Annotated in this window: 22 protein-coding genes and 1 pseudogene; 8 read left to right on the forward strand and 15 right to left on the reverse strand. The window is 63.4% G+C overall.

The window, feature by feature from the left end:
* Positions 1-22 precede the first annotated feature (22 nt).
* The 5 genes from AAFP30_RS08670 to AAFP30_RS08690 form a co-directional block, all read right to left on the reverse strand.
* The gene (locus AAFP30_RS08670) at positions 23-1,087 is read right to left on the reverse strand and encodes a dihydrodipicolinate reductase (protein ID WP_419229490.1); all 1,065 of its coding nucleotides are present in this window, start codon (positions 1,085-1,087) and stop codon (positions 23-25) included.
* 20 nt (positions 1,088-1,107) lie between these two features.
* Positions 1,108-2,562 carry an aldehyde dehydrogenase family protein gene (locus AAFP30_RS08675; protein ID WP_419229491.1) on the reverse strand — a complete coding sequence of 485 codons (1,455 nt, stop codon included), beginning with the start codon at positions 2,560-2,562 and terminating at the stop codon, positions 1,108-1,110.
* A 32-nt stretch (positions 2,563-2,594) separates the two neighbouring features.
* Positions 2,595-4,136 carry an acyl-CoA synthetase gene (locus tag AAFP30_RS08680; protein WP_419229575.1) on the reverse strand — a complete coding sequence of 514 codons (1,542 nt, stop codon included), beginning with the start codon at positions 4,134-4,136 and terminating at the stop codon, positions 2,595-2,597.
* Between the two features lie 139 nt (positions 4,137-4,275).
* Positions 4,276-4,932: a TetR/AcrR family transcriptional regulator gene (locus tag AAFP30_RS08685; protein WP_419229492.1), complete on the reverse strand. Its 657-nt coding sequence runs from the start codon at positions 4,930-4,932 to the stop codon at positions 4,276-4,278.
* Complete coding sequence (locus AAFP30_RS08690) at positions 4,922-5,371, reverse strand: VOC family protein (protein WP_419229493.1); 450 nt, start codon at positions 5,369-5,371, stop codon at positions 4,922-4,924. The genes AAFP30_RS08685 and AAFP30_RS08690 overlap by 11 nt, the downstream gene beginning before the upstream one ends.
* Before the next feature lie 85 nt (positions 5,372-5,456).
* Between AAFP30_RS08690 and AAFP30_RS08695 the strand changes: the two genes are divergently transcribed.
* From AAFP30_RS08695 to AAFP30_RS08715, 5 genes are read left to right on the forward strand one after another with little or no spacing between them, the layout of a single operon-like run.
* Entirely contained in the window at positions 5,457-6,758 is a 1,302-nt protein-coding gene (locus AAFP30_RS08695) for an acyl-CoA dehydrogenase family protein (RefSeq protein WP_419229494.1), read from the forward strand.
* Positions 6,755-7,774, forward strand: a complete 1,020-nt coding sequence (locus tag AAFP30_RS08700; RefSeq protein WP_419229495.1) for a phosphotransferase family protein — start codon at positions 6,755-6,757, stop codon at positions 7,772-7,774. The genes AAFP30_RS08695 and AAFP30_RS08700 overlap by 4 nt, the downstream gene beginning before the upstream one ends.
* Positions 7,771-8,553, forward strand: coding sequence for an enoyl-CoA hydratase/isomerase family protein (locus AAFP30_RS08705; RefSeq protein ID WP_419229496.1), 783 nt, complete (start codon positions 7,771-7,773; stop codon positions 8,551-8,553). Before AAFP30_RS08700 ends, AAFP30_RS08705 begins: the two co-directional genes overlap by 4 nt.
* 1 nt (position 8,554) lies before the next feature.
* Positions 8,555-9,532 (forward strand): NADPH:quinone oxidoreductase family protein, encoded by a 978-nt coding sequence (locus tag AAFP30_RS08710; RefSeq protein ID WP_419229497.1) that lies wholly within the window; start codon positions 8,555-8,557, stop codon positions 9,530-9,532.
* A gap of 16 nt (positions 9,533-9,548) precedes the next feature.
* Positions 9,549-10,259, forward strand: coding sequence for an SDR family oxidoreductase (locus AAFP30_RS08715; protein ID WP_419229498.1), 711 nt, complete (start codon positions 9,549-9,551; stop codon positions 10,257-10,259).
* Positions 10,260-10,277: 18 nt separating this feature from the next.
* On the opposite strand, the gene AAFP30_RS08720 is transcribed toward AAFP30_RS08715, so the two are convergent.
* The 8 genes and pseudogenes from AAFP30_RS08720 to AAFP30_RS08755 form a co-directional block, all read right to left on the reverse strand.
* On the reverse strand, positions 10,278-10,781 hold the full coding sequence (locus AAFP30_RS08720; protein ID WP_419229499.1) for a hypothetical protein: 504 nt from the start codon (positions 10,779-10,781) through the stop codon (positions 10,278-10,280).
* Positions 10,782-10,783: 2 nt separating this feature from the next.
* Positions 10,784-11,401 carry a TetR/AcrR family transcriptional regulator gene (locus AAFP30_RS08725; RefSeq protein ID WP_419229500.1) on the reverse strand — a complete coding sequence of 206 codons (618 nt, stop codon included), beginning with the start codon at positions 11,399-11,401 and terminating at the stop codon, positions 10,784-10,786.
* 220 nt (positions 11,402-11,621) lie between these two features.
* Complete coding sequence (locus tag AAFP30_RS08730) at positions 11,622-12,221, reverse strand: hypothetical protein (RefSeq protein ID WP_419229501.1); 600 nt, start codon at positions 12,219-12,221, stop codon at positions 11,622-11,624.
* Positions 12,222-12,299: 78 nt separating this feature from the next.
* Positions 12,300-13,755, reverse strand: a pseudogene (locus tag AAFP30_RS08735) (aldehyde dehydrogenase family protein).
* 7 nt (positions 13,756-13,762) lie between these two features.
* On the reverse strand, positions 13,763-15,043 hold the full coding sequence (locus AAFP30_RS08740) for a cytochrome P450 (RefSeq protein WP_419229502.1): 1,281 nt from the start codon (positions 15,041-15,043) through the stop codon (positions 13,763-13,765).
* A gap of 60 nt (positions 15,044-15,103) precedes the next feature.
* Entirely contained in the window at positions 15,104-16,573 is a 1,470-nt protein-coding gene (locus AAFP30_RS08745) for an aldehyde dehydrogenase family protein (protein ID WP_419229503.1), read from the reverse strand.
* Between the two features lie 34 nt (positions 16,574-16,607).
* The gene (locus AAFP30_RS08750; protein ID WP_419229504.1) at positions 16,608-17,441 is read right to left on the reverse strand and encodes a mycofactocin-coupled SDR family oxidoreductase; all 834 of its coding nucleotides are present in this window, start codon (positions 17,439-17,441) and stop codon (positions 16,608-16,610) included.
* Positions 17,442-17,500: 59 nt separating this feature from the next.
* Positions 17,501-18,259, reverse strand: coding sequence for a carboxymuconolactone decarboxylase family protein (locus tag AAFP30_RS08755; protein WP_419229505.1), 759 nt, complete (start codon positions 18,257-18,259; stop codon positions 17,501-17,503).
* A 68-nt stretch (positions 18,260-18,327) separates the two neighbouring features.
* On the opposite strand from AAFP30_RS08755, the gene AAFP30_RS08760 reads away from it, so the two are divergent.
* The 3 genes from AAFP30_RS08760 (at position 18,328) to AAFP30_RS08770 (ending at position 20,350) form a co-directional block, all read left to right on the forward strand.
* Positions 18,328-18,984, forward strand: a complete 657-nt coding sequence (locus AAFP30_RS08760) for a TetR/AcrR family transcriptional regulator (protein WP_419229506.1) — start codon at positions 18,328-18,330, stop codon at positions 18,982-18,984.
* A gap of 245 nt (positions 18,985-19,229) precedes the next feature.
* On the forward strand, positions 19,230-20,066 hold the full coding sequence (locus AAFP30_RS08765) for a mycofactocin-coupled SDR family oxidoreductase (protein ID WP_419229576.1): 837 nt from the start codon (positions 19,230-19,232) through the stop codon (positions 20,064-20,066).
* A gap of 68 nt (positions 20,067-20,134) precedes the next feature.
* Entirely contained in the window at positions 20,135-20,350 is a 216-nt protein-coding gene (locus AAFP30_RS08770; RefSeq protein ID WP_419229507.1) for a ferredoxin, read from the forward strand.
* Positions 20,351-20,394: 44 nt separating this feature from the next.
* Here AAFP30_RS08770 and AAFP30_RS08775 read toward each other — a convergent pair whose 3' ends face one another.
* Both AAFP30_RS08775 and AAFP30_RS08780 read right to left on the reverse strand, forming a co-directional pair.
* Positions 20,395-21,966 carry an AMP-binding protein gene (locus AAFP30_RS08775; RefSeq protein ID WP_419229508.1) on the reverse strand — a complete coding sequence of 524 codons (1,572 nt, stop codon included), beginning with the start codon at positions 21,964-21,966 and terminating at the stop codon, positions 20,395-20,397.
* Positions 21,967-21,982: 16 nt separating this feature from the next.
* Positions 21,983-23,131 (reverse strand): acyl-CoA dehydrogenase family protein, encoded by a 1,149-nt coding sequence (locus AAFP30_RS08780; RefSeq protein WP_419229509.1) that lies wholly within the window; start codon positions 23,129-23,131, stop codon positions 21,983-21,985.
* Between the last annotated feature and the right edge of the window lie 7 nt (positions 23,132-23,138).

Consider the following 23,138-nt stretch of genomic DNA (forward strand, 5'->3'; position numbering starts at 1 on the left):
TTGGTTGTGTTCTGGGCTCGCGTCAGCCGACCGCCGCCACGCCGCGGGGCAGGATGAGCGGTAGATCGTTGTAGGTGACGATGCCCGGCGGCGCTGCGACGACGGCCGGAATGGCATTGAGCGGTGGCGTGGCGGTCATGATGTGCCCCAGTACCATGAACTCCTCCAGTGTCGTCGCCTCGAAGTCCGGCGGCGCGGCGAAACCGACCGTCATCGTGACCGTCGGGCGGCCGGCGACCTCGATCACCCAGCCGTCCTGGTCGATCTGCCAATCCGGTTGGAGCGTCTGCCCTTTGCGCCATCGGACATTGATCTCCGCGACCGTCTCGCCGGCGGCGATCCCCTTCCAGCTCGCGTGCACGCCGGCCACACACCCCGCCGAAATCGTCCACGAACCGAGGTCGAGATCCTCGGTCGTCTGCGCATACTCGGCATCGCAGCGCACTTCGTCGAGTTCTACGCCGATCGCATCGGCCACCATGCGCACGGCTTCTCCGAACACGCCGGTTCCGTGCGCCGTCATCTGTTGCAGCGCAGGGTGGTCGATGGGTTGACCGAAGCCGACCGGTTGCTCGGTTGCCGGCGAGTCGTAGAAGGTGGTGTCGGCGGCCTCGTTCACCGTGATGCGGTCCACCCGGTCGCAGATTCCTGCCGCGACTATCGACAGTTGGTTGACGAATCCAGGGCTGATCCCCGACCCGAACATGGTCGAACCGCCACGCTGACAGGCATCTTCGATGCGGTGGCGTCCCTGCCCCTGATTGTGGCCGGTGATGAATGACGCCGTTGCGACGACATTGATTCCGGCTTCCAGAATCGACACCAGTTCGCCCACGTTGATCCACATCGGGTTATACACCACGACATCGGGTTTCAGCGCCAGCAAGGCGTTGACGTCGTTGGTCGCCGCGATGCCGATCGGTTCGACACCGGCAAGTTCGCCGACGTCGCGTCCGACCTTCTCCGCCGACCACGCGTAGCAGCCGACGATCTCATAGTCGGGATTGGCCGCGAGCGCGGCGACCGAACTACGTCCGACGTTGCCGGTGGTCCATTGCACGACGCGATAAACGGGTTTGTCAGGCATGGGATGTCCTTGGTGACCGATCAGATCTTGGTGTAGACGGTCTTGGTCTGCAGGTAGGTCTCGATTCCGTTGCGCCCGAACTCGTGTCCCCAGCCTGATTGCTTATAGCCGCCGAACGGCATCGAATGGTCGTACACCATCTGGCAATTCAGGGTGACCGTGCCGGCCTGCAGTCGCTTGGCCAGGTTGTGGGCACGCCCGACATCGTTGGTCCACGCGGTGGCGGCCAGCCCGTAGTCGGAGTTGTTGGCGAGAGCGATGACCTCGTCGTCGTCGTCGAACGGCATCACGGCGACGACGGGACCGAAGATCTCGCGCTGGAAGAGGTTCATCGCCGGGTCGACGTCGGCGACCACCGTGGGATGCACGAAATACCCGGTGCGATCGAGTCGGTGGCCACCGGTGACGATCTCCACGCCGTCCTTGCGCCCCTCATCAATGAATCCCATGACGCGGTTGAGCTGTTTCTCACTGATCAGCGGGCCGATATGGCTGCCCTCCTCTTTGGGGCCACCGAGTTGCATGCCGTTGGCGATACCCGAAATGCCTTCGACGACCCGGTCGTAGACTCCGCGCTGCACGAAAATCCGTGAACCGCAGATACATCCCTGTCCCGAGTGGATGAAGATACCCATCGAGGCCATCAGCACCGCGGTGTCGATGTCGGCGTCGTCGTAGATGAGGACGGGCGACTTGCCGCCCAGTTCGAGGGTCACCCGCTTGAGGTTGCCCGACGCAGCTCGCACGATCTGCTTACCGACCTCGGTGGAGCCGGTGAAGGCGATCTTGTCGACGTCGGGGTGTTCGCTCAGGGCCTTGCCTGCGGTGTGGCCATATCCTTGCACGAGATTGGCCACGCCGTCGGGTACGCCTGCGCGCTCGAGGATCTGGTGCAGCAGCACCGCCGACAGCGGTGTCTCCTCGGCCGGTTTGACGACGCAACTGCATCCGGCAGCCAGCGCGGGCGCCAGTTTGGCCGCCCAGTTGAATACCGGTCCGTTCCACGGGAAGATGAGCCCCACAACACCATACGGCTCACGCAGGGTGTAGCCGTGCGCGTTGGAGAACAGCTGTGCGACGCCGCCGGTCATCTGAATGTCGTGTGCGATGCCGTTGAGCTTGGTGCACCAGCCCGCGTAGTACCGGAACATCTCGGCGGCGGTACCCATGATGGCTTGCGCCTGATCGGTGGGCATGCCGGTGTTGAACGAGTCCAGTTCGGCGAGGTCGGCAGCGTGGTCGTCGATCAGGTCGGCGACGCGCCACAACACCTTCGCCCGTTCACTGCCGGGTTTGCCCTGCCAGACGCCGGACTCGAAGGTCTCCCGGGCACGCGCGACAGCCTCATCAACAGCCTTGGCTCCGCCGTCGGTGAACTCGGCGATCTGCTGCTCGGACACCGGATCGATGACCGGGATGACATCGCCGAAGCCGGGCCGCTTCTGCAGGTCGTCGACGATTGTCTGTACCACCATGTCGTATCTCCTTCTCTCAGAACGATATCGGGCTACACCACGAGTGTTTCGCGGCCCGCCCAGTACTTTTCCCGCAACTTGCGTTTGTAGAGTTTTCCGTTGGGGTCCCGCGGCAGTGCGTCGACGAACTCGACGGTGCGCGGACATTTGTAGCCCGCCAGGCGCTCTCGGCAGTAGTCGTAGAGCTGCGCCGCCAAGTCATCGCCGACCGTGGGGGTGTCCACCAACTCGACCACCGCGCACACGGATTCGCCCATCTCCGAGTCAGGGATGCCAATGACCGCCACGTCGGCAACCGCCGGGTGGGCTGCCAGGACGTTCTCGGTCTCCTGCGGATAGATGTTGACTCCGCCGGAGATGATCATGTGCGCCGCGCGATCGGTCAGGTAGAGGTAGCCATCGTCGTCGATCCTGCCGATGTCTCCGATGGTGCGCCAACCCCGTTCGTTGACCGCCGCGGCCGTCTTCTCCGGATCGTTGTGGTACTCGAATGCGCGGCCGCCCTCGAAGTAGACCTGTCCGATCTCGCCGGTGGGGAGTTCCTGCCCGTCCGGGCCGACGATGTGGCACGTCTCCAATGGCCGTCCCACGGAGCCGCGATGGGCAAGCCATTCTCCGGCGGTGATGAAGGTGGTGCCGACATCCTCGGTGCCCGAGTAGTACTCGCTGATGATCGGTCCCCACCACTCGATCATCTGTTGTTTGACCTCGACCGGACAGGGCGCAGCGGAATGCACGACGCTGGTGAGGCTGGACAAGTCATGCTGTTCACGCTCCTCGGGCGGCAGCCGGAGCAGGCGGGTGAACATGGTCGGCACGAATTGACCTGACGTGACGCGGTATCGGTCAATCAGCCGCAAGCACTGTGCGGCATCGAAATGCTCCATCACCACCACCGTCGCGCCGAGTCGTTGCCACGACATCGAGAAGATCAGTGGCGCGCCGTGATAGAGCGGAGCCGGACATAGGTATACCGCGTCATCCGTGTTCCCTGTCATCGCAAGACCCGCTGCGATCTGCACGGTTGCGGCGCTCGGGTCGCCGAGCGGAGTCTGCGGCAATGTCTTCCGAACGCCTTTCGGACGCCCGGTGGTACCCGACGAGTAGAGCATCTCGCGGCCCTCGGACTCGTCGTCGAGTGGGCCGACCTCGGTGGCCCGCAGCAGCTCCTCAGACGACTCGAATCCGTCTATCTCGCCGGCGACCGTGATCCGCATGGTTAGTCCGCTCAGGTCGAGCCTCGCAAGCACATCCGTCATCGCATCACTGCTGATGAGTGCGACAGCACCACTGTCGTCGAGGATGTACTGGACCTCAGCAGAGGTGAGATGGCGATTGATCGCCGTGTAGTACAGGCCGCTGCGCTGCGCGGCCCACGCCACCTCGAGGAACTGTCGGTTGTTCTCCATCAGGATGGCGACCCCATCGCCAGCCCGGATACCGTTGTCCCGCAGAATACGTGCGAACTGGCGTGATCGGATCTCGAGTTCAGCGAACGATACGGTCTCGCCGGTCGACCCCATCACGATCGCCGGCTTGGTCGGCGTCCGCAACGCGTGGTGCGCGAGGGTCATCGGCGCAGTCGTCATCCGCAACCTCCATCAAGAACATAATTCTTTCTCGATCAGAATTGCATTCTTGGCGCCAAAGGACAAGGGTTTTGCTGAGCAATCGCTCAGCAGGGCGGATTCGTCCGGTTCCGGCCGCGATGCATCACGGCATCGACGACGCCGCACCCGCGATCCGCAGGACCCCCACGATGACCCGATCGACAACGTCCGACGTGGGCTGACACTGTCGCCACAAGTGGTCGGCGAGTACTCCGAGAGTCGCATGTGCAGCCAGCTGAGCTTCCAGAGTCGGTTCGGTGCAGCCCAATTCGGCGAATGGCTGGTGTAAGAGCTCCGCCAGCCGAGCACCGACCGATGGAGGTGTGGTCATGATTCCGGCGTCGACGGCGCCGACGTTCCACAGGACCGCATGAGTGGTTCGGGCAGCGTCGACATCGGCCTGGGCCAGTACGCCCTCGACCCAGCACTCGATGCGATCGCGGGCGGTCGATTTCTTCGCCATCTGATGGGCGAGATAGTTACAGAGGCGGTCAGCGCCGTCCTCGAGGATGGCGGCGACGAGCTCGTCCTTGGAACGAAAGTGACGGTAGAACGCTTCATTCGACAGGCCCGCGGCCGCCACGATATCGGCGACCCGCGGCTTGCCTGTCGTTCCGCTCGACGCCATCAACTCCCGCGCCGCGTCGATCAATCGCCCCACCTCGGCGGCGTAGAGCGCCTCACGGTCCGCCACCGCCCGCGATGCGATTCGCCGCGCAACCGTGGACCGCGTGACCTCGGTCGTACGATCAGTCGGCATCGGGGCCGGCCCAACACCGCGACAATCCTTCGGCTGCCGCCCGCGTCACGAGCTCGACGAGTAGACCGTCCGGGTTCCGACAGAACGCGAAGAAGGTCGAACCGTCCGGACCCGAACGTTTTGCCTCACAGACGAAACCGAGTCCTTCCGCGGCCGCCAGATCCGCATCGACGTCGTCGGACCAGTAGCCGAGGTGATGGATACCCCCTCCGCCCGACCACAGCGTGCCGGGCACCTCACGGACGACCTCGATGCGTGGGGTCTCGAGGGTGAATGCGCATGACATATCGAGAACACTCTCACCCGATGGCGTACGAACCTCCACGCTCGAGTCGATCGTCGGCCCCCAGGAGTAATCGAAGAGCGCGCCCAGCGACTTTCGCGTCGCCGCAGGGTCGGCACTGACGATCCCGACGTGGAAGAGGTCATCGCGTTTCACGACACCGCTCCCACACCGCTCTGCCGATTCAGAATTGCATTCTGTGTCATGAGAACTATATTCTCATCACAGGAGAGGAGTTGCAATGGCATGGGATTTCGAGACCGACCCGGACTATCAGGAACAACTGGACTGGGCCAACGAGTTTGTCCGCGAGGAGGTCGAGCCACTCGACCGGATCTGGCCGCACCAACAGTTCGTCCCCCTGGACGGGGCACGACGCAAGGCGATCGACCCGCTCAAGGACGAGGTGCGCAAGCGTGGACTCTGGGCCACGCATCTCGGTCCAGAACTCGGTGGAGCCGGTCACGGTCAGCTGAAGTTGGCACTGCTCAACGAGATCTTGGGACGGTCGTCCTGGGCACCCATCGTCTTCGGCTGCCAGGCACCCGACACCGGGAACGCGGAGATCATCGCACACTTCGGCACTGAGACACAGAAGGAGCGCTATCTTCGGCCGCTGCTCGAGGGCGAGTTGTTCTCGTCGTATTCGATGACCGAACCGCAGGCAGGCGCCGATCCGACGCTGTTCGAGACCCGCGCGACCCGGGATGGCGACGATTGGATCATCAACGGGTGGAAGTACTTCTCCTCCAACGCCGCAACCGCATCGTTCCTGATCGTGATGGTCGTGACCAACCCCGACGTCAGCGCCTATAAGGGGATGTCGATGTTCCTCGTCCCGAGTGACACGCCGGGAATCGAGATCGTCCGCAACGTCGGCCTGTACGGCGAACCGATGAACGGCGGCTCGCACGCCTTGATCAAATACACCGACGTTCGTGTCCCCGCCGAAGCGTTGCTCGGCGGCGAGGGCCAGGCCTTTGCGATCGCCCAGACCCGGTTGGGCGGCGGCCGAATTCATCACGCCATGCGCACCATCGGTCTGGCGCAGAAGGCGCTGGACATGATGTGTGAACGTGCACTGAGCCGGGTCACCGCCGGCGGCAAACTCGCCGACAAGCAGTTCGTTCAGGGCTACATCGCCGACTCCTATGCGCAGCTCAAGCAATTCCGACTGCTCGTGCTCTATACCGCCTGGGAGATCGACAAGTACCAGGACTATCAAAAGGTGCGCAAGGACATTGCGGCGGTGAAAGTGGTCATGCCGACGGTTCTCCACGACATCGCCTGGCGCGCCATGCAAATTCACGGTGCGCTCGGCGTCACCAACGAGATGCCCTTCCTGACAATGATCCACGGCGCCGGTGTGATGGGCCTGGCCGACGGCCCCACCGAAGTACACAAGATGACCGTGGCCAAGCAGGTTCTGCGCGATCACTCCCCGACCGACGACATGTGGCCCACCCAGTGGATCCCGAAGCTGGACGCCGACGCCCGCGAGAAGTATGCCGAGTTCCTCGACCACGAAGCAGGTAACCAATGATCGACATCGACCGACTCGCCGACTGGATGGACGGCATGGGACTGCCCGGCAAAGGCGACCCCATCAACGCCCGATTCCTTTCCGGCGGAACACAAAACGAGATCTACGAGATCACTCGCGGCGACGAACGCTGCGTCATCCGCATCCCACCGGCGGCCGCGCCGTCCGACCGCGACCAAGGCATTCTGCGCGAGTGGCGCATCATCGAGGCGCTCGACGGTACCGACGTCCCGCATACCCGCGCGATCGCGGCGTGCGACGACACCTCGGTCCTCGGCCGCGCCTTCTACCTGATGGGCTTCGTCGACGGCTGGTCCCCGATGGACCACAAGAAGTGGCCCGAGCCGTTCCGCTCCGACCACGAACTGCGTCCGCAGCTCGGATATCAACTGGCCGAGGGCATCGCCTTGCTGTCCAAGGTGGATTGGCGCGCACAGGGACTCGACGATCTGGGTCGTCCCGACGGCTTTCATGAGCGTCAGGTCGATCGCTGGACGTCGTTCTTCGAGCGGATCAAGGGCCGCGAACTCGACGGCATGGACGTTGCCACCCGCTGGCTGCAGGAGAATCGTCCGATCGACTACATCCCCGGCATCATGCATGGCGACTATCAGTTCGCCAACGTCATGTTCCACGACGGTGCGCCGGCACAGATGGCCGCCATCGTCGATTGGGAGATGGGTACCGTCGGCGATCCGAAACTGGACCTCGCCTGGATGCTCCAGAGCTGGCCCGAGGACACGCAGTCCGAATCGGCCTCCCAGGCAAGCTATGTCGACCTTCGCGGTATGCCCTCCCGGACTCAGATGATGCAGCACTATGCCGACGTGTCGGGTCGGCAGGTCGATGACCTCGACTACTACCTGGTGCTGGCCAAGTGGAAGTTGGCGATCGTTTTGGAGCGCGGATATCAGCGGGCCGGCGACGACCACAAACTCCAGTCGTTCGGATCGATCGTCCCCGATCTGATGCGCTCGGCCGCCGACCTCGCCGAGTCGACGGACTACCGCTCATGACCACGGCGACCGACGAGCTCATCTACGAGCGTCAAGATGACATCCTGATTCTGACTCTCAACCGTCCCGACGCACGAAATGCACTCACCGGCAGTCTGATCCGGGCAATTGGTAGCGCCGTGACCGATGCAGAAGCCGACCCGGACATCCGTACGATCGTGCTGACCGCCGCCGGCGACCGCGCCTTCTGCGCCGGTATGGACCTGCGCGCCTTCGCCGAGGGCGGCGACATCGGCAGCGGGCTGGATCCCGCGACGGAGGCGTACTACCGTCTCACCCGCGGGGAGACGACGATCCCGGTGATCGCGGCCGTCAACGGCGCCGCGATCGGCGGGGGCCTCGAGCTCCTGCTCGGGTGCGACCTCATCATCGCCTGCCGCGACGCACGTTTCGGACTTCCCGAAGCCAAGCGCGGCCTGTTCCCCGGCGGCGGCGGCACCAACATCGGCACCCGCATCCCCCTCAGCGCAGCCCTCGAGATGACCATGACCGGCGAATTCATCGATGCACAACGAGGTTACGACCTCGGCCTGGTCAACGCGGTGGTCGACGCCGACGACCTGATCGCCACCGCCGTCGACTACGCCCGCCGGGTAGCGTCGAGCGCACCCCTGAGCCTCGCTGCCTGCAAGGAACTGGTCCGGCTGGCGGTGATCGATCCGACGAGCGTGACCGACCGACTGTCGCACTGGCAGTCGGTCGTGTTCAGCAGCGAGGACGCCATCGAAGGCGCCACCTCCTTCATGCAGAAGCGTGAGCCCCAATGGAAGGGGCGGTGAGGTGACCGTCACTGCGGCCGTGTGCGCCGAGCATGGACCGCCGGAAACAGTTGCCATACAGACAATTCCGTCGAGAAAGCTGGCACCGGGACAGGTCCGCATCCAAGTCGAGTACGCGGCCGTGAACTTTCCCGACGTTCTGGTGGTCGCCGACGAGTACCAGATCAGCGTGCCTGCGCCGTTCGTGCCGGGCAGCGAGTACACCGGGATCGTCACCGAGATCCGCGAGACCGAGGGGCGATTCGCCGTCGGCGACCGGGTCATGGGGACCGGACTGTACGGCGCCTTCGCCACCGAGGTCGTCGCCGAGGCACGATCGGTCAGTGACGTCCCCCACGGGGTATCCCTGCGCCTGGCCGCAGCCGGTGGCGTCGCCTACCGCACCGCCTACCACGCGCTGCGCTCGGTGGCCCGCGTGCAGCCGGGCGACCCGGTGGTGGTGCTCGGTGCCGGTGGCGGTGTCGGCCTGGCCGCGGTGGCACTCGCCACCGAACTCGGTGCCGAGGTGATCGCCGTCGCGTCGTCGGCCGAGAAACTGGATGCCGCAAAGCTCCATGGCGCGACCGGGCTCATCAATCACCGCGAGACCGACCTCCGCAACGCCCTCAAGGAACACCTCGACCCCGGTGCGGCAGCGGTCATCGACCCCGTGGGCGGGGCACTATCCGAACCCGCGTTGCGGTCGCTGCGTCGTGGCGGCCGGTTCGTGACGATCGGGTTCGCCTCCGGCGAGATTCCACGTATCCCGCTGAACCTTGTGCTGGTCAAGGGAATTCAGATCATGGGGTTCCAGTTCGGGGACATCGCCCGCGATGAGTTCACGCGCAACGAGGACGAGTTGCGCCAGCTCATCACCTCCAGACGTGTCGAACCCTTTGTCGGCGCGGAATATCCACTCGCCGACGCCGCGCAGGCCCTGCGTCTCGTTGCCGACGGCCGTGCAGTGGGCAAGGTTCTCCTTCACGTCAACGACAACTGACACAGCAGGAGAACACGTGACCACGACCGCTGTCATCACCGGAGCCGCAGGCGGCATCGGGGCCGCCACCGCCCGCCGACTGTCCGCGTCGGGCACCCGCTGTGTCGTTGTCGACCGCAACCCCGAGGTGCACCGCGTTGCCGAAAGCATCGGCGGCACTGCGATCATCGGAGACCTCACCGATCCCGAGACATCCGCGCGAGCGGTGGCCGCGGCCGGCGAACACCTCGACATCCTCGTACTCAACGCCGGGCGCAATTGTGCCGACAAGGATCTCGCGACCCTCGACCCACACGTCTACCAGTCGATCGTGGGCGTCAACCAAAACGCTGCGGTGTGGGGCCTGCGAGCCGCACTGCCGGTCATGCGCCGCCAGGGCCACGGTTCCATCGTGATCACCGCATCGCTGGCGGCACTGCACGGAGTCGAACAGGACATCATTTACACCATGACCAAGCACGCCGTGATCGGATTGGTCCGCGCGGCCTCGGCTCCCCTCGCGCGCGAGGGGATACTGCTGAATGCGGTGTGTCCCGGCTTGGTGGACACACCGCTGACCGCAGGCGGCCGAGATCACTTCCTCGCCGCGGGAATCCCGATGCTGCCGGCCGAGCAGGTCGCCGAGGCCGTCGAGTATCTGCTGCGCAGCGGTCAATCCGGTGTGGAACTGGTGGTGCAGCCAGGTAAACCGGCCGCGCCGTATGTTGCTGCGCCCCTTCCGTCATGAGGGGCGCAACAACACTCGTCAGCTCGCCGGTACGAGATCGGTGCGGGGCGCAGCGTGATTCGACGCGGCCCGGAAATCCTCGACGTTGTTCACCCTGTTCGGGTCGATGTCGGCCGCGGCGAAGGCCTGACGCTTGAACGCTCGTGCCGCCACACTCAATCGGTGTGAGATGGGTTGACAGCGCCCGTCGAACTCGGCCGGCATCTCATCACCCCACAACTTCACGTCGACGAGCCGTTGATCGATCGAGGCCATGGTCGCCGTGCGCAACTGTTCGTCGGACACCAGCACCCTCGGCGACACGACGACCGCCTGCGGCCACGGACCGACCTTCCGCTGTTCGAGATAGTCCGGGCAGACCAACGAACTGCGCAGGTCGAAGAAGCTCGCGCCGAGGATCTCCAGTGGACGTGTGTCGCCGTCCTCCGCGACATGCACCGACACGTCCCAGCCGGCCATCGACTGGTCGAACAACCAGCCACCGGCGTATTCGATTGCCTCGAGCGGATTCGCGGCCAGCACCGCTAGGCGGTAGCGGAGGGGACGTCGGCGCGCGACAGCTCGCGCTCGAGTGACCTCGCGTACTCCCGGAAGACGCGTACCAGCGGAATTGACGGGTCCAGCAGCCATGATGTTTCCATTCCATTGATGAATGCGATGACTTCCACGGCCTTGTCGGCCGCGTCCAGGTCGGTGCGAAATCGTCCTTCGCGTTGTCCGCGCCGGATGCCCTCGGTGACGGTATCGACTGCCGCGTGATAGCGGAACAACAGTCGGTCGTGGAGTGGAGTGTCCGGATCGAGGTTCTCGGCTTGCAGCACGGTGAACATCCGAACCTGTTCCGGCGAGCGTTCGAATCGCAGGGCGACGTTCTCCAACTGCTCGAGAATGTCTCCCTGCCGATCCGCATGCTCATCGTCGTCGGCGTCGCGGAGCTCCAGGACTGCATGGAGCAGTTGCGCCTTCGACTCGAAATGATGCAGGAGACCCGCAGGCGTGACGCCCGCCTCCGCCGCGATCTGGGCCAAGCTCGTCGTACGCCATCCATTGCGGGCCAGCAGACGCTGCGCAACTTCGAGGATGCGTTGCTTACGTTCCTCACCCTTGGTGAGAAGCGTGTCATACGGGCGTGTACCAGTCACCGGACTCCACTACTTGATCTGCGATTTCACTCTTCGGGGGCTGCCGAATCCAACCTAGTGAACACATAGTAGGTAGGTTTTGGCGATGTGACAAGGGTCTCATTGATCATTGACAACATACCGCGCTCACAGTGTTGCTCATCTGCCCTAGTTCGGGATGAGAACATGGATTTTCCGGAAGGGAAGCAATATTCTTCGCAGAACAAGATCCCTCCTAGTGTCAGCCGCCCAGGGCAATCAGTTCTGGAACTGGCGCGAGTGACACAGCATGAGACAGGCGGAAGTGTTCTGCGTCGCTCACCTGGTTGCCGTTCAGGGATGCTGCATCGAACGCACGCCGTTTGAAGGCCTGCGCCGCGATGCTGAGTTGGTGTGCGTCCGGCGACGTCCCTGCCTGCAGGTCAGTTGGGATGGTGTTGCCCCACAGACGAATATCAATTCGGCCGGCATCCATTGCCGCCGACGCGCCCTGTCGAATTCGTTCGTGACTATGCAACAGTGTGCCCGAGATCGCCAATGCGTTCGGCCACGGGTCGGCTTCCGCGCGCTCCAGCGAGCACTGCAACTGGAACACTCGGGCACCAAGGATCTCGCACGGGCGTGGATCGCCCTCTTCCAGAACATGAACGCTGACGTCCCAGCCGGCGAGTGAGTGGTCGAACACCCACCCACCGGTGAACTGCAACGCCTCGACCGGGTCCACCGCAACCACCGCCATGCGATGACGCAGTGGACGACGACGCGCGGTCATGCGCGCGCGAGACACGTCGCGTGCGCCCAGAATGCGTTGATCTGAACGATCTCGGCTCACAGTGAGCATCTTGTCTCCTCGACGTGATGGTTGATGGCTCTGGCAGACACGTCTTTCTCCAAGCGAGGGCTGATGGTGGCACCCAGGTCAGAGCTGTGCGTACACGGTCTTGGTCTGCAGGTAGCTTTCGACGCCGTCGCGACCCCACTCGTGTCCCCAACCCGACTGCTTGTAACCACCGAACGGCATCGAATGGTCGAACACCATCTGGCAGTTGAGGGTCACCGTGCCGGCTTCGAGTCGCTTCGCCAGCCGATGCGCCCGACCGATGTCCTTGGTCCAGGCCGTCGCGGCCAGGCCGTAATCGGAGTCATTGGCCAGCGCCACAACCTCGTCATCGTCGTCGAAGGGCATGACCGCGACGACCGGCCCGAAGATTTCCCGCTGGTAGAGGTTCATCGACGGTTGGACGTCGGTGACGACGGTCGGATGAACAAAAGTATCCGCGCCGGTCGAGTCGATGGCCTCCGGTCACGACTTCGGCGCCGTTACGCTTTCCGTCCTCGACGAAGCCCATGACGCGGTGCAATTGCTTCTCGCTGATCAGTGGCCCGATGAGCGTGCCCTCTTCGTCGGGGCCCCCGAGCTTGACGCCGTTGGCCACCATCGAGAGGCCCTCCACCACCTGGTCATATACGCCGCGCTGCACGAATATTCGTGAGCCGCAGATACATCCCTGACCGGAATGGATGAAGATGCCCATGCCCGCCATCATGATCGCCTGCTCAAGGTCTGCATCGTCGTAGATGAGCACCGGTGATTTGCCACCGAGTTCCAGCATGACGCGCTTGAGGTTGCCGGCCGAGGCGGCGATGATCTGCTTGCCGACCTCGGTCGATCCGGTGAACGCGATCTTGTCCACGCCCGGGTGCTCGGTGAGTGCCTTCCCTGCGGTATGTCCATACCCCGTCACCAGGTTGACAACTCCGTCGGGGACACCGGCCTCGGCGAGAATGCGTTGCAGGAGGATTGTCGAGAGTGGTGTCTCTTCAGCGGGTTTGACCACCGAGCTGCAGCCGGCGGCCAGTGCGGGGCCCAGCTTGGCCGCGGCGTTGAAAACCGGTCCGTTCCACGGGAAGATCAGGCCGACAACCCCATAGGGTTCTTTGAGGGTGTAGGCGTGCATGTTCGAGTACGCCCCGGTGATGCCGCCGGTCATCTGAACGTCGTGGGCGATTCCATTCAGCTTGGTACACCACCCGCCGTAGTACCGGAAGATCTCCGCACTCGTGCCCATGATGGACTTCGCCTGTTCGTAGTTCATGCCGGTGTTCAGGGAATCCAGTTCCGCCAAATCACCGGCGTACTGGTCGATCAGATCGGCGATCCGCCACATGATCTTTGCCCGTTCGTGTCCGGGCAGCCCATGCCAAACGCCGGATTCGAACGATGCGCGAGCCCGGCCGACCGCTTCGTCGACCGCCTTTGCGCCACCGTCGGTGAACTCGGCGATCGTTTCCTCGGTGACCGGATTGATGATCGCGATCGCGTCTCCGTCGCCGGGGCGGCTCCGCAGTTCATCCAGAATGCTGTCTACCGTCATCGTCTTCTCACTTCGTCTCGTCGAACTCGATGTGGAGTTCGGTCAGTCCGCGCAACAGGAAGGTGGGCTCGTAGGTGAAGTTTCGGCGTCCGGCCGGTCCGTGTACCGACTCGTCAAGCCGGACGTTGCTCGTTCGGTCGAGCAGGCGATTGATCGTCACGCGACCCTCGACGCGGGCCAGTGGCGCTCCCGCACAGGTGTGAATGCCCCGACCGAACGCGATGTGTTCCCGAACATTCTTGCGGTCCAGCCGGAACTCATTGGGGTTCTCGAACTTTCGGGGATCCCGGTTGGCCGCCCCGAGACACAGCATGATGACTGTACCGGCCGGGAGTTCGACTCCGCCGAGTGTGGTCGTCTTGCGGGTGAGCCGGAAATCGACCTTGGTGGGGCTTTCCATGCGGAGTGCTTCTTCGATGAACGGCACGATCAGCGTGCGGTCTGCGCGCAGTTCGTCTTGCAGATCGGGCCGTTCGCAGAGGACGAGAAGTGCCGAGCTGAGGAGTTTGGTCACCGTCTCTTGTCCGGCGGCAAAGAGGAAGGTCGCCGGCCGCACGACCTCGAGCACCGGGGGAACCGAACGATCCGGGTAGGTTGCCGACGCGAGACCGCCCAGGATGTCGTCGCGCGGGTTCTCGCGTCGTGCAGTGATGTAACCGGCGAACAGATCGTCGAGGTATTGCAGGGGATTGCTGCCGACCGGCTCATGATCGAGGGCACCTACTCGGCTGCCCGGGGCATTGCCCGCACCGAGATTGCGTCGAACCTCATCCCGATCCTCCTCCGGCACACCAAGCAGATCCGCAATGGCCAGTGTGGCAAAGGGTTTGCCGTATTCGCCGAGAAACTCGCACCGTCCGTTCGCGACGAACTCGTCGATCTGCTTGTCGGCGAGATTCCAGACGAAGTCCTCGTTCTCCTGAAGTCGCCGCGGCGTCAACAGTCGCAGCAGCAGGGATCGTGCCTTCTGATGATCTGGCGGATCCATGGTGACCATGTGCTCGAAGATGGGGAACTCATGGCGATGGGCCTCGATCAGTTCGCTGATATCGTCGCCGACGGGTTGAAACGGCAACGGCGGGAACGGCCCGCCGATGGCGTTCACGGCGGAGAACGACTCCGTGTCCTTGAACGCCTCTTGCGCTTCCTGATAGCCGGTGACAGCGACGACGTTCTGGTACGGCTCCCGGGTCACCGGCCCCTGGCTCCGGAGATGGTCCCAGTAGTCGTAGGGATCTTGTGATACTGCGTTGTCGGAGAAGTAGTCGACTGAGGTGAGATCTGTCATGGCGGAGAGCCTTTCAACGGTGCGAACCGGGCTGGTGCCGGGGCTGGGATGGACTTTGAGTCAGAGTCCGATGCGGGTGTTCTTGATCTGTTGGAACTCGTGCAGGCCTTCGATTCCGCCGGACCGTCCGTTCCCGCTCTTCTTGTAGCCGCCGTAGGGGCCCTGAGGCGAGATGTCGCTGTTGCGGTTGATCCACACCGATCCGGATTGCAGAGCACGAGCAACACGATGCGCTCGAGGGAGATTCATGGTCTGCACATAGGTATTGAGACCGTACTCGGTGTCGTTGGCGATGGCGATGGCGTCGTCCTCATCGCGGAATCGGGTGACGGAAACAACCGGGCCGAAGATCTCCTCGGTAGCGAGCGGCGATCGGGCGTCAACGTCGGTGAAGACGGTCGGCTCGATGTAGTAACCGTCGCCGAGGTCTCCCCCGATTCGCGCGCCACCGGTGGTCAGTGTCCCATGGCGCGATTCCACGGCGTCGTCGATCACCCCGAGGATGCGGTTCATGGCGGGCTCACTCACCACCGGTCCCACCATCACGTCCGGGTCGAAGGGATCGCCGATCTTGGCCGCACTGATCACAGTGAGGAATCGCTGCAGGAACTCGTCGAACACATCCTCCTGGACGAGAATCCGGCTGCCACATGCGCAGCTCTGTCCCGACTGGCCCAGGGGCCCTTGCCATGCCGAGAGAATCGCGGCCTGATCGAGATCGGCGTCGGCAAAGATGATGTTGGCCGATTTGCCACCGAGTTCGGTGGCGACCGGAGTCAGATTGGCAGCGGCTGCGACGATCACCTTGCGGGCGGTGGCACCTCCGCCGGTGAAGTGGATCTTCCCGATTCCTCTGTGGGACACCAGAGATTGTCCGCCATCTGGACCCGCCGGCAGCACGTTGACCAGGCCTGGTGGCAGCCCTGCCTCCAGACAGATCTCGCCGAATCGAAGTGCACTGAAAGGGGACAACTCTGATGGCTTGAGGATCACGGCGTTGCCCGCGGCCAAGGCGGGTGCGACGTTGAGGCCGACGACTACCATGGGCCCGTTCCACGGCGCAATTATTCCGACCACGCCATACGGCTCGCGGTCGATGATGTTGAGATCGTGTTTGCCGGAAACCTCGGATACTTGTCCGTGTGCCTTGTCGACATGCCCAGCGTAGTACCGGATAAAGCCCTCCGCCAACATCGCGTGCCCGGGGGCAGTGCGCATGGGCACGGCGAAGTCGTGCACGCTGAGCCGGCCCAGTTGGTCGACGTGATCGTGTACCGCATCGGCCAGATCGACCATGATATCCCGTCGACGCCCGACGGGCAGGGCGACCCATTCACGCTGCGCCTCCCGGGCACTCCTGACTGCCTGATCGACCTCGTCGGGTCCAGCCAAGGTGATCGTCGCGTTGGGACGGCCGTTCGCCGGATAGATGTGCTCGTGGGTCGTCGCGGACGATCCGGTGACCCAGTCGCCACCGATCAGCAGTCGGTCGTGCAGGACGTCGGTATCGGGATACTCGGTGGTGGTCACGAATACACTCGCTCCTGTTGATGCGCAACCGATTTCATCGGACAGTGAATCCGGCGTCGAGGGCCCACTGGGTTCCGGTGATGAACTTCGCTTGGTCGGAGACCAGATAGGCAACTGCGTTGGCCACGTCGTCGGCTTCGAGCATCTGGATCGGGAGTGCGTTCTGCATACCGGAGATGGTGTTCGCGCCGCCGGCTGCGGCCTCGGCCATCAGCTTGTTCATGGCATCGTTGATCGTCATGCCGCTCGCGACTCCGGTCGGGTGAATTGTATTGACTCGAATCCACTCTGGTGCAAGATAGTTTGCGAGTCCCTGCATGAGAGCAACCACTCCACGCTTGGCGGATGCGTACGCGTTACCGCTGGCGTTGATCGATGCCGAAGCCTTGATCCCGGCGGATGAACTGGTGATGACGATCGACCCGCCGCGCTCGCCGGCACGCATGGCCGGCAGTGCCGCGCGAATGGTGTGGAACACCCCGGTCAGGTTCGTGTCGATGACGTCGTTCCATTCCGCGAGGAAGTTGTCGGGGTCCTCGGGGCCCATCTTGATGATGCCGGCGTTGGCCACGATGATGTCGACACGACCGAACTCGGCGTATCCCTCACCGAAAGCCGCAGAGAGCCCGGCGAAGTCGCGAACGTCGGCCTTCAGTGCGACGACACGCCGTCCCTCCTTTTCGACCAGTCGCGCGGTCTCGGCGAGGTCCTCTTCGGAGGCATTCGGGTACGTCATCGACGCCACGTCTTCACAAATGTCGATGGCGATGATGTCGGCGCCGTCCTCAGCGAGCCGGATGGCATGTGCCCGACCTTGCCCGCGCCCGGCTCCGGTAATGAATGCGACACGTCCTTCGAGTCCTGACATGGTGTGATGCAACCTCTTTCGTGATCGAGTACGGAAAATGAGTGCTGGATCTGCGGCGTCTACGGGTGCAACCGCGCCCACGCCTCTGCACTTGCGCAGTGGAGGGCCTCGGCCTTGGCGAACCCGGAGTACGCCGCGAGTTGAAGGACGACCTCGTCCATTTCGGATTTGGTGATATCGCCCGATTCCAGCGCCGATCCGGTGTGTGAGTGCAAGGGGGTCAGGGCATCGCAGACGGCTACCGAGGCGACGGTGATGAAGCGGCGATCTCTTCGGCTGAGTGCGGGTCGCTGCCACACATGCCCGAATACGAAGTTCAAGATCCCGGCATGGATGTACGGCGTCTCCGGCCGCGGGGCGTCGATGAGATTGACGTCGATGAATTCCTTTGTACCGCTGTCGATTCGAGCACTCCAATCGTTCAATCCGAGGGCGGAGTTGTCCGGTGCGGTCACGGTTCCGGAGCCGCCGCTCGCCCGGTCGATCACTGCCCACGCCCGACGGATCACTCCCTCCAGGTGAGACGCCTTCGGCCAGCCGTTGTACACCGCGAAGTGCAGAACGAACTCGAGCATCTCGTCGATGGTGATGTCGCCGCTCCGAAGTGCGTCGTGGACCTGGTCCTCGATGGGTTTCGGAGCGTCTGCCGCACCCACGCAGGTGAGCGTCACCCATCGGCGTTCGCGACGGCCGAGGCCGGGTCGGGACCAGACCTGCCCGTCGAGCCAGTCTCGTTGTGCCTGTTCAAACGGGGTGCGAGCGGTGTGATCGGCGGCTTCATTGATATCGCCGCTGATGGCGGCGGGACTGTCGAACATGTGATGTGCCTCTCAGTGCAAGTGACTGAATATTAAGTCCTTGGACCTAATTTGTCTATGGTTGGATCATGTTCATGTCGACAGAGAGCCGATCCGCCAAGGAGCGCCTGATACTGACCGCTGAGCGCCTGTATGCGCTGCACGGCCTGGACGGCGTTCCGTTGCGGCAGATTGCCGTCGAAGCCGGCACCGCCAACAAATCCGCCGTGCAGTATCACTTCGGATCAAAGGATGCGCTGGTCACCGCGGTATTGGCGCACCGAGTCGACGACCTCGATCGCCGTCGCGCCCTGCTGTACGCCCGCGCTGATCTCGGTGATGTGCGCTCGGTTGTCGAGGCGCAGCACCTACCGCTCATCGAGTTGGGGGAGGATGAGAGTTGCTACTACCTGCAGTTCGTCGAGCAACTCGAGCAGAAGGCGCACCCGTTTCACCAGCTACCTCCCGAGAATCAGCTGACCGAGCAGGCATATTACGACCGAGTGGGGGAACTTCTATCCGGGGTGCCGAAGGAGTTGCGCGAAATCCGGATCAAGCAGGCAACAGCGGTGTGTCTGCACGTCTGCACCGACCGTCACCGCACCCGGGAACTGGGCGAACCGGTGCCACCGTACGCGGTGCATGTGAGCCAATTGCTCGACAGCCTGGTTGCACTACTCACGCTTGAACCCTCCGGCGAGACGATGGCGGCGCTGAGGAACTGGTCGGATGCCGGACGACGTTGATCGCCCTTGTTTTTGGGCGCGTTGATCACCTCGATCAACGATAGTTGTTGTTTTCCAACGTAACTCAGGGCCATCCCTGAAACTTCAGCTCCAGCAGTAGATTTCACTAGTTGAGGGTTGACACGACATGTGACCCGTGCAACACTCCATCTCGAGTGTCGGTCTCCGAGCTGACAACCGCGAACCCCCGACGACGGTGGGTGCGACTCACTCAATCAATCACGTTCTCGAAAGTTGGTAGTTCAATGGCTGGTCGTATGGAGGGAAGAGTCGCCTTTGTCACGGGCGCAGCGCGCGGACAAGGTCGAAGCCACGCAGTCCGATTGGCAGAGGAGGGTGCCGACATCATCGCGGTCGACGTCTGCGGGCCGGTGACCGACGACACGTCGATCGCTGCCTCGACATCCGCAGATCTCGCGGAGACGGTCGAACTGGTGAAGGGACTCAATCGCCGAATCATCGCATCCGAGGTGGACGTTCGGGACTACGATGCGCTGAAGTCCGCGGTCGATGACGGCGTGGAGCAACTCGGCCGGTTGGATGTCATCGTCGCGAATGCGGGTATCGGCAACGGGGGTGACACGCTCGATCAGACCAGTGAGAAGGATTGGCAGGACATGATCGATGTCAACCTCTCGGGTGTGTGGAAGACCGTAAAAGCCGGTGTTCCGCATCTTCTTTCGAATGGGGGCGGATCGGTAGTACTGACCAGCTCGGTGGGCGGAATGAAGGCATATCCCAATACCGGCCACTACATCGCTGCCAAGCATGGAGTGATCGGTCTGATGCGAAGCTTCGCCGTTGAATTGGGTGCGCAGAATATCCGGGTCAACTCCGTTCTCCCGACGAATGTGAACACGCCGATGTTCATGAACGAGGGAACGATGAAGATGTTCCGACCAGACCTCGAGAGCCCTGGACCCGACGATCTCAAAGTTGTCGCCCAGATGATGCACGTCCTGCCGACAGGGTGGGTCGAGCCACGGGACATCAGCAATGCGGTCCTGTTCCTCGCCTCCGATGAGTCGCGCTTCGTCACCGGTCTTCCGCTGGCCGTCGACGCCGGCAGCCTGCTCAAGTAGTCGAACTGGCGTCGTGGATCGAGCGCAGGAGTCGTGGTGGTATCGAATCGAATGATGAAGCAAGCGTTATGATCTCACATGAGCTAAGGGTCGATGTCGACACGCAGTTGTGCGAGGGGCACGGATTGTGTGCACTGCTGGCGCCTGATGTTTTCGATGTCGGCGATGACGATGTGGCGGTCTGGAACGCCCATCCGGCCGAGGAGACCCGGGCCGAAGTACGCGCGGCAGTCAGCGCCTGCCCCCGACAGGCGATCACACTCGAGGACGACAACGGCACCTGAGGCGACCGAGCGGTCCACGGCAGACGGCAAACTCGGCGGTGGCGTCACGCACCGGTGACGCCACCAATCGCCTGGGCGACCAGCTCCCGGACCCGATGCTTCTGCACCTTGCCCGACGGCGTGCGGGGGAAGTCCTCGACCTGATGCAGTTCCTCCGGCCACTTCTGGCGTGCCACACCGGCGCAGTCGAAATGGTCCCGGACCTCCGCCAGGGTGGGCATCGAGTGCCCGCTGCGCAGTCGTACCACGGCGGCCACACGCTCGCCGAGTCGCTCATCCGGGGCGGACACCACCACCGCGTCGGCGACTGCCGGCAGGGCCAGCAACACTCCTTCGACGGCGGCGGCGCTCACGTTCTCGCCACCACGAATGATCATGTCCGACTTGCGATCGGTGATGGAGAGATACCCGTCTGCGTCGATCACGCCGATGTCGCCCGTGTGGTACCAGCCGTCTGCGTCGAAGACCCGGGCGGTCAACGTCTCGTCGGTGTACCCCAGGCAGAGGTCCGGTCCGCGACTGAGGATCTCGCCGTCGTCACCCAGTCGGATCTCCACCCCGAGCCGTGGCGTGCCGTCGGTGTACAGCCGTTTGTCCTGCGGTGCAGAAACATTGGCACCGGTGACCGACGGGTGTTCGGTGCTGCCGTACGCCCGCGTCACGATCATCCCGAGGTCGGTGAGACGCCGAGTGACAGCGGACGGGATCGTCGAACCCCCGAGACCGATGTACTTGAGAAACCGCAGATGGTCGGTGGTGAAATCCGGATGGTCGAGTAGGCTGGTGACGAAATAGGTTGGCCCACCACCGAATCCGACGCCGTCGGAGTCCATCAGACCGATCACCGACTTCGGGTCCCATTCGTCACACAGATCGATCGGGATTCCGTCGAGAATCGGCACCAGGAATGCGGTCAGCATTCCCATGAAATGGCCGACGGGAAGAGCGTTGAGCTGCCGGCCGTGATCGGGCCGACCATTCGCGATCTGCTGACGGGTCTCGAAGGCGAGGGTCTGGTGGGTGTGCACCACACCCTTCGGATCACTGGTTGTCCCGGAGGTGTAGGCGATGAGCGCCGCGCCGGCGGGATCGGCGTCGAGAACTCCCTTCAACGGCTCATCGGCGAGTAGGTCGTCGAACGTGCTGCCGACCACCCCGACGATCGGGACGTCTACGGACATGGCCGGGTCGTAGGTCATGCGCCCGAACCGCTCGGCGGTGATGAAGACGCGCGGCCGGGCGTTGGCGAGGATGAAGCTCAACTCCGTGGGCCCGTAGAAGTGCACGACAGGCACCACCACGGCGCCGAGAATCGTTGCCGCCCAGAATGTTGCCGCGGCCTCCACCCAGTTGGGCAGCTGAAAGGCGATCACATCGCCCTGCTTGACGCCCCGCGACTGCAGGCCCGCCGCCAGTCGGCGTGCCACGAGTTCCACATCGGCGATGGTGCCGTGGAATGGTCGCACCGTGGAGTGCACATGAAATCCGAGGCTCGAATTCTCCTGCAGGCCCCGGCCGAGTACCACCCCGAGGGATTCGTCGGTCCACCAGCCCATCGCCAGGTAGTGGTCACGAAGCTCCTCGGGCACGGAGCGGACCGTCACCGCGGCATTCATGAAACCACCTCTCCCCTCACAAACCCAGCGACTTGGCGATGATTGTCCGCATGACCTCGCTCGTGCCCGCGTAGATACGCGCCACCCGCGCATCGGTATAGAGGCGGGCGATCGGGTATTCCATCATGTAGCCGTACCCGCCGAAGAGTTGCAGGCACCGGTCGACGGCCCGCGCCTGCATCTCCGTGCAGAACAGTTTGACCCGCGCGGCGTCGGCACCGGAGAGTTCACCCTCGACGAGGTCGACGACGGCCAGATCCAGCATGGCTTGCGCCGCTTCCACTTCAGCCGAGATCGACGCGAGTTCGAACTTCGTGTTCTGAAAGCCCGACACGGGCTTACCGAAGGCCTTGCGTTCCTTCACGTATTCGATTGTCGCTGTCAGTGCGGCGCGCGCCTGGGCGACCGATCCGGCAGCGACCGTCATACGCTCCTGGGGCAGGTTGTTGCCCAGGTACCCGAACGCGGCGCCCTCCTCGCCGAGGAGATTGGTGACCGGGACCCGCACGTCGGTGAATGACAGTTCGACGGTGTCCTGCACCTTGCAGCCCATCTTGTCGAGTACCCGTCCACGCTCGAAACCCTCCATTCCGTCTTCGACGATGAGGAGACTCAACCCTGCGCGTCGATTATCGGGATCGGTGGAGGTCCGGGCGACGACGATGACGAGATCGGCGAGCAACCCGCCGGTGATGAAGGTCTTGGCGCCGTTGAGCACGTAGTGGTCACCGTCGCGGACGGCGGTGCTGGTCATGCCGGCGAGATCGGACCCGGTTCCCGGCTCGGTCATGGCGATCGCGGTCAACAGCTCACCGGCCGCCAGACCGGGGAACCAGCGTTCGCGCTGTTCGGCGTTCGCATACCGCAGGAAGTACGGCAGGATGACGTCGAGTTGGGTACGCACCGTGGACAACGTCACCAGCGCCCGCGCCGCTTCCTCCTGCAGGATGACGTTGTAGCGGAAATCCTCGGTGCCCGCTCCCCCATACGCTTCCGGGATCGCCATGCCCAGCACGCCGAGTTCCCCGAGCCGGGTGAACACCTCGCGCGGCATCTGGCCGGCTTTCTCCCACTTGGGGTATTCGCCGACCACTTCCTTGGTGACGAACTCCCGCACCAGCGTGCGAAACGCCTCGTGATCCTCGTGATAGATCCCCCGTCGCATGATGTGT

The sequence above is a fragment of the Gordonia sp. CPCC 205515 genome (assembly GCF_048537925.1).
Lineage (GTDB): Bacteria > Actinomycetota > Actinomycetes > Mycobacteriales > Mycobacteriaceae > Gordonia.

Excerpts from the sequence above, each read along its gene's own strand:
- AAFP30_RS08670 (WP_419229490.1), bottom strand. The coding sequence starts at position 1,087 with ATGCCTGACAAACCCGTTTATCGCGTCGTGCAATGGACCACCGGCAAC.
- AAFP30_RS08675 (WP_419229491.1), bottom strand. The coding sequence starts at position 2,562 with ATGGTGGTACAGACAATCGTCGACGACCTGCAGAAGCGGCCCGGCTTC.
- AAFP30_RS08680 (WP_419229575.1), bottom strand. The coding sequence starts at position 4,136 with ATGACCCTCGCGCACCACGCGTTGCGGACGCCGACCAAGCCGGCGATC.
- AAFP30_RS08685 (WP_419229492.1), bottom strand. The coding sequence starts at position 4,932 with ATGCCGACTGATCGTACGACCGAGGTCACGCGGTCCACGGTTGCGCGG.
- AAFP30_RS08695 (WP_419229494.1), top strand. The coding sequence starts at position 5,457 with ATGGCATGGGATTTCGAGACCGACCCGGACTATCAGGAACAACTGGAC.
- AAFP30_RS08700 (WP_419229495.1), top strand. The coding sequence starts at position 6,755 with ATGATCGACATCGACCGACTCGCCGACTGGATGGACGGCATGGGACTG.
- AAFP30_RS08705 (WP_419229496.1), top strand. The coding sequence starts at position 7,771 with ATGACCACGGCGACCGACGAGCTCATCTACGAGCGTCAAGATGACATC.
- AAFP30_RS08730 (WP_419229501.1), bottom strand. The coding sequence starts at position 12,221 with ATGCTCACTGTGAGCCGAGATCGTTCAGATCAACGCATTCTGGGCGCA.
- AAFP30_RS08740 (WP_419229502.1), bottom strand. The coding sequence starts at position 15,043 with ATGACAGATCTCACCTCAGTCGACTACTTCTCCGACAACGCAGTATCA.
- AAFP30_RS08750 (WP_419229504.1), bottom strand. The coding sequence starts at position 17,441 with ATGTCAGGACTCGAAGGACGTGTCGCATTCATTACCGGAGCCGGGCGC.
- AAFP30_RS08755 (WP_419229505.1), bottom strand. The coding sequence starts at position 18,259 with ATGTTCGACAGTCCCGCCGCCATCAGCGGCGATATCAATGAAGCCGCC.
- AAFP30_RS08760 (WP_419229506.1), top strand. The coding sequence starts at position 18,328 with ATGTTCATGTCGACAGAGAGCCGATCCGCCAAGGAGCGCCTGATACTG.
- AAFP30_RS08765 (WP_419229576.1), top strand. The coding sequence starts at position 19,230 with ATGGCTGGTCGTATGGAGGGAAGAGTCGCCTTTGTCACGGGCGCAGCG.
- AAFP30_RS08770 (WP_419229507.1), top strand. The coding sequence starts at position 20,135 with ATGATCTCACATGAGCTAAGGGTCGATGTCGACACGCAGTTGTGCGAG.
- AAFP30_RS08775 (WP_419229508.1), bottom strand. The coding sequence starts at position 21,966 with ATGAATGCCGCGGTGACGGTCCGCTCCGTGCCCGAGGAGCTTCGTGAC.
- AAFP30_RS08780 (WP_419229509.1), bottom strand. The coding sequence starts at position 23,131 with ATGCGACGGGGGATCTATCACGAGGATCACGAGGCGTTTCGCACGCTG.